General features: G+C 66.8%; 15 protein-coding genes. 4 read left to right on the top strand and 11 right to left on the bottom strand.

The window, feature by feature from the left end:
- Nucleotides 1-133 precede the first annotated feature (133 nt).
- Nucleotides 134-634, top strand: coding sequence for a ribonuclease HI (gene rnhA / locus M2319_RS12685; RefSeq protein ID WP_264601824.1), 501 nt, complete (start codon nucleotides 134-136; stop codon nucleotides 632-634).
- Nucleotides 624-1,553: a diacylglycerol/lipid kinase family protein gene (locus tag M2319_RS12680; RefSeq protein ID WP_264601823.1), complete on the top strand. Its 930-nt coding sequence runs from the start codon at nucleotides 624-626 to the stop codon at nucleotides 1,551-1,553. The genes rnhA and M2319_RS12680 overlap by 11 nt, the downstream gene beginning before the upstream one ends.
- 273 nt (nucleotides 1,554-1,826) lie before the next feature.
- Here M2319_RS12680 and M2319_RS12675 read toward each other — a convergent pair whose 3' ends face one another.
- From M2319_RS12675 to M2319_RS12655, 5 genes are all read right to left on the bottom strand, one after another.
- Nucleotides 1,827-4,637 carry an EAL domain-containing protein gene (locus tag M2319_RS12675; RefSeq protein ID WP_264601901.1) on the bottom strand — a complete coding sequence of 937 codons (2,811 nt, stop codon included), beginning with the start codon at nucleotides 4,635-4,637 and terminating at the stop codon, nucleotides 1,827-1,829.
- A gap of 158 nt (nucleotides 4,638-4,795) precedes the next feature.
- Nucleotides 4,796-5,416, bottom strand: a complete 621-nt coding sequence (locus M2319_RS12670) for a GNAT family N-acetyltransferase (protein WP_264601822.1) — start codon at nucleotides 5,414-5,416, stop codon at nucleotides 4,796-4,798.
- A 12-nt stretch (nucleotides 5,417-5,428) separates the two neighbouring features.
- Complete coding sequence (locus tag M2319_RS12665) at nucleotides 5,429-6,715, bottom strand: M16 family metallopeptidase (protein ID WP_264601821.1); 1,287 nt, start codon at nucleotides 6,713-6,715, stop codon at nucleotides 5,429-5,431.
- Nucleotides 6,716-6,718: 3 nt separating this feature from the next.
- Nucleotides 6,719-8,125, bottom strand: coding sequence for a threonine synthase (gene thrC / locus M2319_RS12660; RefSeq protein ID WP_264601820.1), 1,407 nt, complete (start codon nucleotides 8,123-8,125; stop codon nucleotides 6,719-6,721).
- Nucleotides 8,126-8,279: 154 nt separating this feature from the next.
- Complete coding sequence (locus M2319_RS12655; RefSeq protein WP_264601819.1) at nucleotides 8,280-8,882, bottom strand: YqgE/AlgH family protein; 603 nt, start codon at nucleotides 8,880-8,882, stop codon at nucleotides 8,280-8,282.
- A gap of 197 nt (nucleotides 8,883-9,079) precedes the next feature.
- Here M2319_RS12655 and M2319_RS12650 point away from each other — a divergent pair, with 197 nt between their 5' ends.
- Both M2319_RS12650 and M2319_RS12645 read left to right on the top strand, forming a co-directional pair.
- Nucleotides 9,080-9,940, top strand: coding sequence for a protein-disulfide reductase DsbD domain-containing protein (locus M2319_RS12650; RefSeq protein ID WP_264601818.1), 861 nt, complete (start codon nucleotides 9,080-9,082; stop codon nucleotides 9,938-9,940).
- A gap of 127 nt (nucleotides 9,941-10,067) precedes the next feature.
- Nucleotides 10,068-10,553 carry a peroxiredoxin gene (locus M2319_RS12645; protein ID WP_264601817.1) on the top strand — a complete coding sequence of 162 codons (486 nt, stop codon included), beginning with the start codon at nucleotides 10,068-10,070 and terminating at the stop codon, nucleotides 10,551-10,553.
- A 51-nt stretch (nucleotides 10,554-10,604) separates the two neighbouring features.
- Here the strand turns inward: M2319_RS12645 and M2319_RS12640 are convergent, their stop codons facing one another.
- The 6 genes from M2319_RS12640 to M2319_RS12615 all read right to left on the bottom strand — a co-directional run bounded on the left by M2319_RS12640 (nucleotide 10,605) and on the right by M2319_RS12615 (nucleotide 14,544).
- Nucleotides 10,605-11,381 (bottom strand): SURF1 family protein, encoded by a 777-nt coding sequence (locus tag M2319_RS12640; protein ID WP_264601816.1) that lies wholly within the window; start codon nucleotides 11,379-11,381, stop codon nucleotides 10,605-10,607.
- 5 nt (nucleotides 11,382-11,386) lie between these two features.
- Nucleotides 11,387-11,758 carry a DUF983 domain-containing protein gene (locus M2319_RS12635; protein WP_264601815.1) on the bottom strand — a complete coding sequence of 124 codons (372 nt, stop codon included), beginning with the start codon at nucleotides 11,756-11,758 and terminating at the stop codon, nucleotides 11,387-11,389.
- 77 nt (nucleotides 11,759-11,835) lie between these two features.
- Nucleotides 11,836-12,705: a cytochrome c oxidase subunit 3 gene (locus M2319_RS12630; protein WP_264601814.1), complete on the bottom strand. Its 870-nt coding sequence runs from the start codon at nucleotides 12,703-12,705 to the stop codon at nucleotides 11,836-11,838.
- A gap of 58 nt (nucleotides 12,706-12,763) precedes the next feature.
- Nucleotides 12,764-13,387: a cytochrome c oxidase assembly protein gene (locus M2319_RS12625; RefSeq protein ID WP_264601813.1), complete on the bottom strand. Its 624-nt coding sequence runs from the start codon at nucleotides 13,385-13,387 to the stop codon at nucleotides 12,764-12,766.
- Nucleotides 13,388-13,417: 30 nt separating this feature from the next.
- Complete coding sequence (locus M2319_RS12620) at nucleotides 13,418-13,600, bottom strand: hypothetical protein (protein WP_264601812.1); 183 nt, start codon at nucleotides 13,598-13,600, stop codon at nucleotides 13,418-13,420.
- Complete coding sequence (locus tag M2319_RS12615) at nucleotides 13,597-14,544, bottom strand: heme o synthase (RefSeq protein ID WP_264601811.1); 948 nt, start codon at nucleotides 14,542-14,544, stop codon at nucleotides 13,597-13,599. The genes M2319_RS12620 and M2319_RS12615 overlap by 4 nt, the downstream gene beginning before the upstream one ends.
- Nucleotides 14,545-14,585 lie beyond the last annotated feature (41 nt).

The following is a 14,585-nucleotide window of genomic DNA, read 5'->3' as shown; positions in this document are numbered from 1 at the left end:
AAGGAAAGCCGGTCGGCCCATCGACCGCAAGGGGACACTTCTTTGGACAACGCCTCGACACGGGTTCCGGCATCCGGTTCCGCCGTTCTTTGCCATGCGCCCTTTGGCGCGCGCGCCGCAGCGGGTAAACTCCATGGGCGGTGAGGCATCGGCGGACAAGACGTCCGGCGTCGTCATCTACACCGACGGGGCGTGCTCGGGAAATCCGGGGCCCGGCGGCTGGGGCGCGCTTTTGAGCTGGAACGGACGCGAGCGGGAATTGAACGGCGGGGCGGCGGAGACTACCAACAACCGGATGGAGCTGATGGCGGCGATCGAGGCGCTCGACGCGCTGACGCGGCCGTGCCACGTCGACCTCTATACGGACTCCGAATATGTCCGCAACGGCATCATGTCCTGGCTGCACAACTGGAAAAAGAACGGCTGGCGCACCGCCTCCAAGAAGCCGGTAAAGAATGCCGATCTCTGGCAGCGGCTCGACGAGGCGCGCCGGCGCCACGACGTCACCTGGCACTGGGTCAAGGGCCACGCCGGCACGGAAGGCAACGAGCGGGCCGACGAACTCGCCCGGGCCGGCATCGCCGGCCTCGACCTTTCCGGTGATCAAGCCCGGGAGGACGGCGATGCAGCGTAGCGCCGCGCTGCGGGCAGACGTCGCCGACGGGCCGCTGGCGCCGCCACGGCGGCGGATCCTTCTGATGGCCAACCCGACGGCCGGCGGCTTCCGGGCCAAGGTGCTGGAAGCGGTCGCGGCGGGCCTGGAGGCGGCGGGTGCGGAGGTCGAGGTGCGGCTGACCAAGCGCGCCGGCGAGATCCGCGAGGTCTGTGCCGACGTGACGCTTGCCGCCGATACCGTCGTCATCGGCGGCGGCGACGGCTCGCTCAACGAGGCGCTGCGCGGGCTGCAGACCTGCCCGGTGCGCCCGAAGCTCGCCATCATCCCCTTCGGCACGGCGAACGTGCTCGCCCACGAGCTCGGGCTACCGTTCAAGGCCGAGAAGATCATCCGGATGATCGCGGCAGGCCGCAGCAAGCCGCTCTATTACGGCCTCGCCAACGGCGTTCCCTTCGTCCTGATGGCGTCGATGGGGTTCGACGCCGATGTCGTCCACCACGTGCCGCTCGACCTGAAGCGCCGGTTCGGCAAGCTCGCCTATGTGTGGTCGGCGTTGAAGCGCTCCCTCAAGCGGCGGCCGGGGCCGCTGACGGTCACGGTCGGCTCGGAGGCGCCGCGCACGTGCCGGCTCGCGGTGCTGACGAACTCGGAGCGCTATGGCGGCACGTTCCGGCTCTGCCCGGCCGCGCACGCGACCCAGCCGGGGCTCCACCTCGTCATGCTGACCTCCGACGGGCCACTGGCGCTGATGCGCTTCGGCCTGGCGCTGGTCATGAACCGCATCGCCCATGCGCACGGCGTCATCACCGTGCCGGTCGAGACGGTGACGGTGACCTCGGAGGAGCCCATCGCCTGCCAGATCGACGGCGACCCCTTCGGGGCGACGCCCGTGACGGTCACGGCGGCGCACGATCCGGCGCGGATTATTGTGGCTTGAGTCTTGATTTGGACGGGCACTGACCGGACTGCTCCGGCGGCCCGATAGGCGCTGCGCTCAGCAGCCTCCGCGCGCCTTGCACCGAAGGTCGTCAATGCCCTTGTTGGAGTGCGCACTCAAGCGCCCAACTGGATTGCTTCGCTGCGCTCGCAATGACGGCGAGTGGGATTTCTTAAAACATATCAATGTCATTGCGAGGAGGCCGACAGGCCGACGCGGCAATCCATTGGGCGTTTCGATACGGGAGGGCGCCGGCGGGCGCGGCGCGAAAACTCAATGATGCCTGATGGCGCCCTGGGCTTCGAGGAGCTTGCGGGCGTCGGCCGCGGTCATCGGCTGGCCGTAGAGGAAGCCCTGCACGTATTCGCAGCCGAGCTGCAGCAGTTCCAGGGCGTCGGATTCGGTCTCCGCGCCTTCGGCGACGACCTGCATGCCGAGGTCGTGGGCGAGACCGACGATGGATCTCAGGATCACCGGGCGTGAGCTGCGGCCGTTGGCGCGCACGAAGGACTGGTCGACCTTGATGGTGTCGAAGGGGAAGCGCTGCAGGTAGCTGAGCGAGGAATAGCCGGTGCCGAAATCGTCGAGGGACAGGCCGGCGCCGAGTTCGCGCAGGCGCTCCAGCACCTTGGAGGCGAATTCCGGGTTCTCCATCACCAGCGATTCCGTCACCTCCAGCTTCAGCGTGCCGCGGACGACATCGGAGCGGGCGATCACCGCCTTGACGTCGTTGACGAGGTCGTGGCGCAGCAACTGCCGGCTGGAGACGTTGACGCTGGCAAAGATCGGGAACGAGCTGGTGACCTGGTTCTGCCAGGCCGCGAGCTGGCGCGCGGCGCGCTCCAGGACGAACATGCCGAGCTCGTTGATGAGGCCGGTGCGCTCCGCAATCGGGATGAACTCGCCGGCATTGAGCCGGCCGCGGCGCGGATGCTCCCAGCGCACCAGGGCCTCGAAGCCGGCAATCGTCTTGTCGTCGAGGCGCACGATCGGCTGGTAGAGGACCTTGATCTCCTCGCGCTCCAGGGCGCGGCGCAGCTCCGCCTCCATCTCCACGAGGTCGGTGCGGTGCTGGCGCAGCGCCGGGCGGAACGCCTCGATGCGATCGCCGCCGCGGCCCTTGGCGGCGTACATGGCGATCTCGGCGTCCTTGACCATCTCCTCCTTGTCGAGCTGCTTGGCATCGAAGGTGGCGATACCGATGGAGACGGTCAGGAAGATCTCACGGTCGCCGAAAGTGATCGGCGCGCGCACCGTACGGCGGATGGAGTCGGCAAAGGCCGCGACCTTGTCCGGCTCCTGCTCCGACATCAGGATGATGGCGAATTCGTCGCCGCCGACCCGGGCGAGCGTGTCCTCAGGCTTCAGCAGGCGGCCGAGGCGGCGGGCCATGGTCAGAAGGATGGAATCGCCGACGGACAGGCCCAGATTGTCGTTGACCTGCTTGAAGCGGTCGATGTCGAGCAGGAACACCGCCGGCTTGCGGCCGTCCTCGTTGGTGGCGCGGGTGAGCGTGCGATCGAGGCGGTCGAGGAACAGCTCGCGGTTCGGCAGGCCCGTGAGATTGTCGTGCACCGCGTCGTGCAGCAGCCGCTCCTCGGTGGTCTTGACGTCGGTGACGTCGAGCATGGTGCCAACGCAGCGGATGACCTCGCCGTCCGAGCCGAGGATCGGCCGGGCGCGCAGGTGGAACCAGCGGAAATGGCCGTCCTGGCCGCGCAGGCGGAAGAACTGGGACATGCGGCCGCGGCGCTGGTCGACGACGGCATCGAGCGTTGCCCGGAAGCCGTCGCGGTCCTGGGGGTGGAGGACGTCGAGCCAGTCTCGCGCCGGTCCATCGAGCGCGCCGCGCTTCAGGCCGAGGAGTTCGTCGGCCTCGGCGCTGGTGAAGATGCGGTCGCGCGGCACGTCCCAGTCCCAGATGATGTCGCCGGCGCCGGTGATCGCCAGCGCCCGCCGTTCGGCGTCGCTGAACAGCCCTTCGGCGACGGCGCCGCCGGCAAAGGCATGCTGCATCACCGTGAAGCCGAGCAAGAGCACGAAGAGGACGAGGCCGCCGGCAAGCGCCGGCTGCACGAAGTCGTTGGCAAGGTTGCCGGTCACGGTCAGCGCCGATCCGAACAGCCAGACCAGAAGCAGGAACCAGGTCGGGATCAGCATGATCGCCCGGTCGTAGTGCTGGTAGGCGAGCCAGAGGACGAGCGCGAAGCCGAAGATGCCGAGGAGGCCGAGCATGATGCGGGCGATGCCGGCGGCGAGCGACGGGTTGGCGACGGCGACGCCGAGGAGCGCGCCGAGCAACAGCAGGAACACCAGCGCCACGTGGCTGTAGCGGATGTGCCATCGGTTGAGGTTGAGATAGGCGTAGAGGAAGATCACCAGCGAAGCGGCGAACACCACCTCCGCGCCGGCCCGGTATATCTGGTCGTTGCCGGGCTCCAGCCTCAGGAGCCGGTTGAGGAAGCCGAAATCGATACAGAGATAGCCGAGGACGGCCCAGGCGAGCGTTGCCGTCGCCGGGAACATGATGGTGCCCTTGACGACGAAGAGGATCGTCAGGAACAGCGCCAGCAGGCCGGAAATGCCCAGCACGATGCCCTTGAACAGCGTGTAGGAGTTGATCGAATCCTTGTAGGCGTTCGGCTGCCACAGATAGAGCTGCGGCAGGTTCGGCGTGCTCAGCTCGGCAACGAAAGTGATCACCGCCCCCGGATCGAGGGTGATGAAGAAGACGTCGGCTTCCTGGCTCGGCTGGCGCTCCGGGGCAAAGCCCTGGCTCGGCGTGATCGAGGCGATGCGCGAGGCACCGAGGTCGGGCTTGATGAGGCCGGAGCCGACGAGCCGGAAATGCGGCGCCACCAGCAGCCGGTCGATCTGCTCGTCGCCCGGATTGGTGAGCGCAAAGACCGCCCAGTCGGAGTTCTCGCCGGAGCGCGAGGTCACCTCGATGCGCCTCACGATGCCGTCGGGGCCAGGCGCGGTGGAGACCTGCAGGCGGTCGCCGACATTGGTGTGGAGTTCGATGGAGCGGGTGAGATCCAGCGCATCGACGTCGAGCGGCACGACGATCGCTTCCACGGCCATCGCCCCCCGCTGCGCGGCAAGCGCAAGGAAGAGGACGAGAAGCCAAAACCGAAGGATCAAGCCGATGGCACGCAAATAACGGTCTCCGGAGCGGACGCCAGGACAGTGGCGAAGGAGTATCGATTGCGTGCCTGCTTCACAAGGATTCTTTGTCGTTTTCAAGACGCCGGGGCGGCGCCGTCCCCGGTCAGGCCGAGGTGATCCTCCAGGACGCGTGCAAACAGCAGGTGGTCCTGCCACCGCCCGTTGATGCACAGGTAGTTGCGCGCATAGCCCTCACGGATGAAGCCGGTTTTCTCAAGCAGCTTGATCGAGGCGATGTTGTGGGACAGGCAGGCCGCCTCGATGCGATGCAGCTTCAGGGTCTCAAAGACGAAGGGCAAGACCGCGCGCACCCCCTTGGTCATGTGGCCGCGGTCGGCGTGGGGAGCGCCCATCCAGTAGCCGAGGGTGCAGGCCTGGGCGACGCCGCGCCGCACGTGTGTGAGCGTCAGGCCGCCGAGAAGGGTGTTGTCGCCGGCGCGGAAGAGGAAGAACGGGTAGCCGAGATCTTCCCGGATTTCGCGCTGGTAGCGCTTGAGGCGGCGGCGGAAGGCCTGGCGGGTCAGATCGTCGCTCGGCCAGATCGGCTCCCAGGGCGCCAGGAACGAACGGCTCTCGGCGCGCAGTTCCGACCATTCGCGGAAGTCGTTCATGGTCGGCGTTCGAAGGAAGACGCCGTCGCCCTTGACGGTCGGACCGGTGTCGAGCGACCCAACGGAGGGCAGGAACGCCACCATCGCCCCCTCGTCTCAGGCGCCGACCGCCATCGACGTCGGCCCGGCGAAGCGGCGGGCGATGTCGTCGATGCCGCAGATGCCGGCGTCCGGGCCGACGGTGGCAAGGGTCGGGCGCGAGCCAGAAAAGACGTCGGCCGCGATACGGCGGATGTCAGCGGCCGAGACGCTCTCGATCCGCTCCACGATCTCCTCCGTCGTCAGCGGACGGCCGAAGATCAGCATCTGGCGGGCGAGCTGGTTGGCGCGGGCCGCCGGGCTTTCCATCGCCATCAGCAGCGAGGCGCGCATCTGGGCGCGGGCGCGGGCGAGTTCTGCCTCCTCCGCATCGTCGACGACGCGCTCCAGCTCGTCGAGCATCACCGGCATCAGTTGGGCGATGTCGTCCTCGCCGGTGGCGGCGTGGATGCCGAAGAGCCCGGTGTCGCTGAACGCCCAGTGGAAGGAATAGATCGAGTAGCAGAGGCCGCGGTGCTCGCGCACCTCCTGGAACAGGCGCGAGGACATGCCGCCGCCAAGCAGGCCGGCGAGAAGCTGGGCGCCGAAATAATCCGGCGAGGTCACCGGCAGGCCCTCGAAGCCGAGGACGATCTGGGTCTCCATCAGCTTGCGCCCTTCACGCACCTCACCGCCGACATAGCGGCCCGGCTCCATCGCCGGGGCGTCCTTGGTGGAGAGCGCCGTGAAACGCTCCTCGGCAAGACGCACCAGCTTGTCGTGGTCGAGGGACCCGGCAGCGGCGAGCACGGTGGCGGGCGCCCGGTAATGGGTCGACAGGTAATTGCGCAGATCGATGGGGCCGAAGCCGCGGACCGTGTCCTTGGTGCCGAGGATCGGCCGGCCCATCGGCTGGTCCGGCCAGGCCGCCTCCTGGAAGAGGTCGAAGACGTAGTCGTCCGGCGTGTCGTTGGCTGCGCCGATCTCCTGCAGGATGACGTGCTGCTCGCGGCGCAGTTCCTCCGGATCGAAGGCCGGCTCGACCAGGATGTCCGAGAGGATGTCGAGGGCGAGGTCGACGTCCGGCTCCAGGATGCGGGCGTAGAAGGACGTGTTCTCCACCGAGGTCGAGGCGTTCAATTCGCCGCCGACGGCCTCGATCTCCTCGGCGATCTGGCGCGCGGAGCGGCGCTTCGTGCCCTTGAAGGCCATATGCTCCAGGAGGTGGGAAATGCCGTTCAGCTCCGCCGTCTCGGAGCGCGAGCCGGCGCCGACCCAAACGCCGAGGGCGGCGCTTTCGAGCTGCTTCATGTTGTGGGAGATGACGGTGAGGCCGCTCTCAAGCGGCGTGATGCGTACACTCATTCCTTATGCCTCCGCCGCCACCGCTTTCGCGTGGGTGAGGACGAAGTCCTTGATTGTGTCGAGATCATTGGCGAGCGGCGTGAAGCGCTCCTCGCGCTCCATCAGGTCGGCAAGGCGCTCCGGCAGGGCCGGGCGCTCGCCTGAGGCCGCCTCCACGGCGTCCGGGAATTTCGCCGGATGGGCAGTGGCGAGGGTCACGGTGACGCCGTCTTCAGGGCCGAGCCGTTCGGCGACGCTGACGCCGACGGCGGAGTGGGGGTCGAGCAGGTAGCCGGTCCCGGCGCGCACGCGCCGGATGGTGTCGGCCGTCTCGCCCTCGTCGGTGCGCCCGGCGGCGAAGTGGCGGGAGATATCCTGAAGCGCGTCCGGCTCGATGGTGAAGGCGCCGGACTGGGAAAGGCCGGCCATCATGCGCGAGATCGCGGCGGCGTCGCGGCCATGGGCCTCGAACAGGAGCCGCTCGAAATTCGACGAGACCTGGATGTCCATGGACGGGGACGCCGTCGGCACGACGCCGCGCACCTCGTAGCGGCCGGTCTCAAGCGCCCGGTAGAGGATATCGTTGATGTTGGTGGCAACGATCAGCTTGTCGACCGGAAGGCCCATCCGCATCGCCGCATAGCCGGCGAGGATGTCGCCGAAATTGCCGGTCGGCACGGAGAAGGCGACCTTTCGGGCCGGGGCGCCGAGGGCGACCCCGGCGGTGAAGTAGTAGACGATCTGGGCGACGATGCGGGCCCAGTTGATGGAATTGACGCCGGAAAGGCCGACCCTGTCGCGGAAGGCGAAGTCGTTGAACATCGCCTTCAGGTGCGCCTGACAGTCGTCGAAATTGCCCTTCACGGCGATCGCATGGACGTTGGCGTCGGCGACCGTCGTCATCTGGCGCTGCTGCACCGGCGAGACCCGGCCCTCCGGGAAGAGGATGAAGATGTCCACATTGTCCCGGCCGCGGAACGCCTCGATGGCGGCACCGCCGGTATCCCCCGAGGTGGCGCCGACGATGGTCGCCTTGCGGCCGCGTTCGGCCAGCACATGGTCCATCAGCCGCGCCAGGAGCTGCATGGCGACGTCCTTGAAGGCGAGCGTCGGGCCGTGGAAGAGCTCCAGGACGAACTGGCGGGGGGAAAGCTGGACAAGGGGCGCGACGGCGGTGTGGTCGAAGGTGGCGTAGGCCTCCTCGATCATCGCTTTGAGGTCCGCATCATCGATGTCGCCGTCGACGAAGGGGTGGATGACCCGGTAGGCGACCTCGGCATAGGGTTTGCCGGCAAGGCCGGCGATCTCGGCCTCGCTGAGGCGCGGCCACGTCTCGGGCAGGTAGAGGCCGCCGTCGCGGGCAAGGCCCGCCAGCAGGACGTCGTTGAAGCCGAGTGCGGGCGCTTCCCCGCGTGTGCTCAGATAGCGCAAAAAAGGGCGCTCCTTGTCGATTTATCGATGGCGAGACGCTTGTTGGCCAACGAAAGGAAACTAACGTCCGGGGGGCGTCCCGGCAAGGCGGAGGCGCGGCGGGATGCAGCGGCAGCGCCGGCCGGCCGGCGCGGTGGCTGTGGAACGAGGAAGGTCAGGCGTGGCCGGACTCGGCCGACAGCATCGCCGGTTCGATGCCGATATTGCGCAGGGCGTGGTTATATTTGGCATCGAGGTCGGCGCCGAACAGAAGGTCGGCGTCGGCCGGGCCGTGCAGCCAGCCATTGGCCTGGATCTCGGCCTCGAGCTGGCCCGGCGCCCAGCCGGAATAGCCGAGCGCCAGAATGGCCTTTTGCGGCCCCTCACCGTCCGCGATCGCCTTCAGGATGTCGAGGGTGGCGGTCAGGCAGACGTCGTCATTGATCGGCAGGGTCGAGTTGGCGAGGTAGAAGTCGGCGGAATGGAGGACGAAGCCCCTGCCCGTCTCGACCGGCCCGCCGCGGTGGACGATCATGTTCGGGCCGTCGATGGCGATATGCGCGGCCTCTGTCTCGTCGATGATGTCGAGCTGGACCAGGAGGTCCTCGAAGCTCACCTGGTCGGCGACCTGGTTCAGCACGATGCCCATGGCCCCGTCCTCGGAATGGGCACAGATATAGATCACGCTGCGGGCAAAGCGCTGGTCCTCCATGCCGGGCATGGCGATCAGAACCTTGCCGTCCAGATATCCCTTGTCCGACTGAGCAGACTGTCCCATGAGTTGCGGTGGCGCTCCCGTCCGGCCGTTGCAGATCATTCGCCCCTAACCTAGTGCACTTCATTTCCATATTGAAGCCGTCGGACGCAGACGGGCGGTTCCGGCGCGATCGGGCGGGCTTGCGAGGCGCCATCGATCACGCACATATGATGCATCGCGACAAGACAGCGCCCCGTTCCGGCGATATGACGATTGCCATGACACACACGGCTGCGACCATGAAAAGATTGACGTTTTTCTCTTCCGTCCTCGGCGCGCTCGTTGCTGTGGGCATGACCGCCAGCGGCGCCCATGCCGCGGCCTCGTCCTGGGCCGAGGCCCATGGCGGGCGCCTTCGCGTCATCGTGCCGGGCGGCCAGGCCGGCGCCGACGGCAGCCTGCGGGCCGGAATCGAGATCGAGATGAAGCCGGGCTGGAAAACCTACTGGCGCCAGCCGGGCGATGCCGGCATCCCGCCGCAGTTCGACGTCGCCGATTCGGTCAACCTTGCCGCGTTCAAGGTTGACTTCCCGGTGCCGAAGCGCTTCGACGAGGCGGGCTCGACGATGATCGGCTACAAGAACACGGTGGTCTTTCCGGTGACGGTGACGCCGAAGGATCCGTCGCAGCCGACCCTTCTCGACCTGGAGGTCGACTACGGGCTTTGCGAGGCGATCTGCGTGCCGGCGCGGGCCGAAATCCGCATGGACCTTTCAAGGGCCGACGACACCGACATGGCGGCGAGCCTGCTTCTTGCCCGCTATGACGCCAAGGTGCCGCGGCATAAGCCGGCGGATGCGGAAAACGGGCTCCGGGTCGCGACCGTGGAGCGCGACGACGAGGCGATCCTGGTCTCGGCCGAACTGGTCGATCCCGATGCGCCGTTCGACCTTTTCGTCGAAGGCCCGGCCGACTGGTTCCTGCCGGCGGCAAAGCCGACGGGCCGCGACGGGGCGACGGCGCGCTGGCGCGTGCCGCTGGAATGGCTGCCGAAGACGGCGGAACTTTCCGGCGCCGAACTGCGTCTTACCCTCGTCAACGGCAATCAGGCGGCCGAGCAGGTCTGGACCCTCAAATAGCCGGACGGCGTTGCCGCCGACACGGATTGGGCAGCCCGGCAACCTCGACCGCCGCCGCCACTGACCTATCTGACCTGCAACGGCCGTTCGGCCTGAAATCATCCATAACGAAAAGGGGGCGATACCCATGAGCATCTCTGTTGGCGACAAACTTCCCGCGGCGACCTTCAAGGTCATGACGGCGGACGGGCCGGCCGACCTCAAGTCCGAGGACATCTTTCCCGGCAAGAAGGTGGTCCTGTTCGCGGTGCCCGGCGCGTTCACGCCGACCTGCCACCGCAACCACATGCCCGGCTTCCTGGAGAACTACGAGACGATCGTCGCCAATGGCGTCGACACCGTCGCCTGCGTTGCCGTCAACGACGTCTTCGTCATGGACGCCTGGGGCAAGGCCACCGGCGCCGACGGCAAGATCCTGATGCTGTCCGACGGCAATGCCGATTTCGCCAAGGCCATCGGCATGGACATCGACGGCTCCGGTGCCGGCCTCGGCACGCGCTCCATGCGCTATTCGATGGTTGTCGACGACGGTACCGTCCGGGCCCTCAACGTCGAGGACGCGCCGGGCGAGGTGAACGTTTCGGGCGCCGCCGCGCTCATCGAAACGCTCTGAGCGAAAGAAATCTCACGACAATCGGACGGGCGGCCATTGCGCCGCCCGTTTTCATTTGGAGACGGACGGCTCGGCACCCTCCGGCCGCCGCCGCAGCCGCGTCCAGGCAAAGGCGGCAAAGACGCCGACAAGTGTGAGCGCCAGGCCGTACCAGGTCACCGCATATTGCAGATGGTTGTTGGGAAGGGTGACGCGGGTGACGCCGCCGCGCGGCCAGCTGCCGGGGACATCCATCTCGCGCACCTCGACGAAGAACGGCACCAAGCCGGAATCGCCGGCGATCCCCGCCTGTTTCGCCATCGTCGCAAAATCCCGCCAGTAGAAGACGTTGCCGCTAACATCGTTGTCGGGCACGAAATAGTTCGGCTTTTCGGCGAGCGGCGTGCGGGCAAGGCCGACGAAGGCGACCGGGCCTTCGACCTCACCTTCTGCGCGGGTCTCCGGTTCCTTTTTGTCGTAAGGGACGAAGCCGCGATTGACGAGGACGGTGTGGCCGTCATCGGTCACCAGAGGCGTATAGACGTTCCAGCCGACCTCGCCCTTGTCGGTGCTGTTGACGTGGAATTCGTGGGAATGGTCGAAGGTGCCCGCCACCCGCACCGGCTGGTAGGCGATGTCGCCGGTCTTTTTCCACGCCGCCAATGCCGTTTCCAGGGAGACAGGCTCGCTAACGACCCGCGTGTGGATGGTGGCAATCAGGTCTTCTTTCCAGGCGAGCCGCCGGACCTGCCAATTGCCGAGGGAGATGAGGATCACAAGGCCGATGAGGGTGAAGACCGCCGGCACGACAAGACCGCGCCAGGCGGGCCTTTCTGCTTTGTCCGCCATCGCCGTCAGCCGAGTTCGCCCTGGCGCGCCTTGTGGTGGTACTGGAGCGCGATGAAGATGCCCTTCAGCGGCCGGAGACAGCCAAGGCCGAGGATCACCGTCAGCGGCAGCCACAGCACCATGTGTAGCCAGATCGGCGGCCGGTAGGCGACCTCCACGGCAAGCGCCAGGCCGACGACGATGAAGCCGACGATGAAGCTCGCAAAGACCGCGGGCGCGTCGGCGGAATCGACGAAGTCATAGCTGAGGCCGCAGGACGGGCAGCTCTCGTGGATTTCCAGAAAGCCGTCGAACATGGAGGCCGAGGCGCAGCGCGGGCAGCGGCCGCGCAGGCCCGTGGCGACCGGCGGCTGGGCCGGATAGGTCTCGTCGCTCATGCCGCCGTGCCTCCTTTACGAAATAGACGGGGCGGACCGCGCGAACGGCCCGCCCCTTGAATGCTTGCCCTGCGCGGTCAGTGGGCCGGCGTGCCGGCGCCCCAGACATAGATGCAGATGAACAGGAACAGCCAGACGACGTCAACGAAATGCCAGTACCAGGCCGCCGCCTCGAAGCCGAAATGGGCCTCCGGCGTGAAATGCCCCTTCAGCGCCCGGATCAGGCAGACGGTGAGGAAGATGGTGCCGACGATGACGTGGAAGCCATGGAAGCCGGTCGCCATGAAGAAGGTCGCACCGTAGATGTTGCCGGAGAAGTCGAAGGCGGCGTGGGCATACTCATAGGCCTGGACACAGGAGAACAGCAGGCCGAGCAGAACGGTGCTGAGCAGGCCGAGCTTCAGGCCCTTGCGGTCGTTGTGGAGCAGCGCGTGGTGGGCCCACGTCACCGTCGTTCCCGACAGCAGGAGGATGATGGTGTTGAAGAGCGGCAGGTGCCAGGGATCGAAGGTGTGGATGCCCTCCGGCGGCCAGGTGCCGCCCGTCAGCTCGGTGCGCGAATACTGGATCGCCTCGCCGGGGAACAAGGCCGCATCGAAATAGGCCCAGAACCAGGCGAGGAAGAACATCACCTCCGAGGCGATGAACAGGATCATGCCGTAGCGCAGGTGAAGCTGGACCACCGGCGTGTGGTCGCCCGCGCGCCCCTCGCGGACCGTGTCCCGCCACCAGCCGAACATGGTGTAGAGGATGATCGAGAGGCCGATGGCGAAGATGCCCCAACCGGTGAGGTCGGCGCCGAACAGCACCAGTTCCTCGCCGAGGTTCCACTTCATCATCGCGATCGCGCCGACGGCCATCACGAAGGCGCCGACGGCACCGGTGAACGGCCACGGGCTCGGATCGACGAGGTGGTAGTCGTGGTTCTTGGTATGGGCCTCTGCCATTGGTTGTTCCCCGAGTGTGTCTCTCAAGCGGCGCCCGCCTTAAAGGCCGCCGCCGTGATCAAAGTCGTTTGTTGTTGTCGTCCGGCGTCGCCGCATCGGCGCGCTCCGCGCTTGTCGCCTCTTCGGGCGGATCGTCCGGAAACATGGTGTAGGAGAGCGTGATCGTCTTCAGGTAATCGAGGTTCTCGTCCTCCGCGATCGCCGGATCGATGAAGAAGGTGATCCCCATGTCGGCAGTCTCGCCCGGCTGCAGATGCTGCTCGGTGAAGCAGAAGCAGTCGATCTTGGAGAAATAGACGCCGGCCTCGAAGGGCGTGACGTTGAAGGTCGCGGTGCCGTAGGTGACGCTGTCGGCGTTGCTGTGGGCCTTGTAGGACGTGGTGCGCACGGCGCCGACCTTGAGCTTCACGGTGCGCTCGTTCGGCGTCATCTTCCATTTGAGGCCGGAGGCGACGTTGGCATCGAAGCGCACGGTGATCTCGCGGTCGATCGGCACGGCGGGCGCGGCGGCGGCACGCTGGGTGGTGCCGCCATAGCCGGTGACCTGGCAGAAGATCTGGTAGAGCGGCACGGCGGCATAGGCGGCGCCAACCATGGCGACGACGAAGGCGACGCAGGCAACCGCGATGACCGCATTGTTGCGGCCTGCCCGCTCTCCCGTCGTGTCGTTGCGTTCCGTCATGTGCGTCCGTCGATGCCTTGTTGCAATGCCCTAGAGCGGCCGTTCCAGGACGCCCGGTCCGAGCTTGATGATGGTCACGGCGTAGAACACCGCCACCAGGGCGGCGAGCGCCAGGCCAATGGCGATGGAGCGCGCGCGGCGCCGCTTCTTCTGTTCTTCCGTCAGTCTGATGCCGTCTTCGGTCATGGGGCTCTCTGCGATTTCGAGGGTCATGACGCCACCATAAGCCTGACAATGTGCTCGCCGGCAAGGACGGCGAACAGGAGGAACAGGTAGAGGATGGAATAGGTGAAGACGCGCACGGCGTTGCGGCGCTCGTTCTCCTCGTCGGTCCTCAGCAGTTGCCAGGCCCGATAGACGAAGATGCCGCCGAGGACGGCCGCGGCAACGCCATAGGCGATGCCCGACGGGCCGACGACGACGGGCAGGAACCCGGAGAGCGCCAGCGCCACCACGTAATAGAAGATCTGGCGCCGGGTCGCCGGATTGCCGGCAACGACGGGCAGCATGGGCACGCCGGCACGCGCATATTCCTCCGCCTTGAACAGCGACAGGGCCCAGAAATGCGGCGGCGTCCACAGGAAGATGATGAGAAAGAGGACGAAGCTCTGAAGCGACACCGAGCCGGTCATCACCGCCCAGCCGATCATCGGCGGCAGCGCGCCGGCGGCCCCGCCGATGACGATGTTCTGGGATGTCCAGCGCTTCAGCCACATGGTGTAGACGACGGCGTAGAAGAAGATCGTGAAGGCAAGGAGCCCGGCGGCGAACCAGCCGGCGACGAGGCCGAGGACGCTGACCGAGCCGAGCGCCAGCGTCATGCCGAAGGCGAGCGCGGCATCGGGCGTCACCCGGCCGGACGGCACCGGCCGCTTGGCGGTGCGCGACATCACGGCATCGATATCGGCGTCGAACCACATGTTGAGGGCGCCCGAGGCGCCGGCGCCGACGCCGATGCAGACAAGGGCGATGAAGCCGAGCACCGGGTGGATGGCGACGGGGGCGATGATCATGCCGACGAGGGCGGTGAAGACGACAAGCGACATGACGCGCAGCTTCATGAGCTGGACGTAGTCGCCGACGGTCGCCATCTCGCCGATCAGCTCGTTCGACCAGTCGTGCTCCTCAATGAGCTCGGTGCGTTCGGTCAGGGCCATAAGCTATTCAAATCCGTTGTTTTCTATCGGTCCGGCGAAAG

The sequence above is a fragment of the Rhodobium gokarnense genome, assembly GCF_025961475.1.
Lineage (GTDB): Bacteria > Pseudomonadota > Alphaproteobacteria > Rhizobiales > Rhodobiaceae > Rhodobium > Rhodobium gokarnense.
This window is presented reverse-complemented; position numbering and strand designations above follow the sequence as displayed.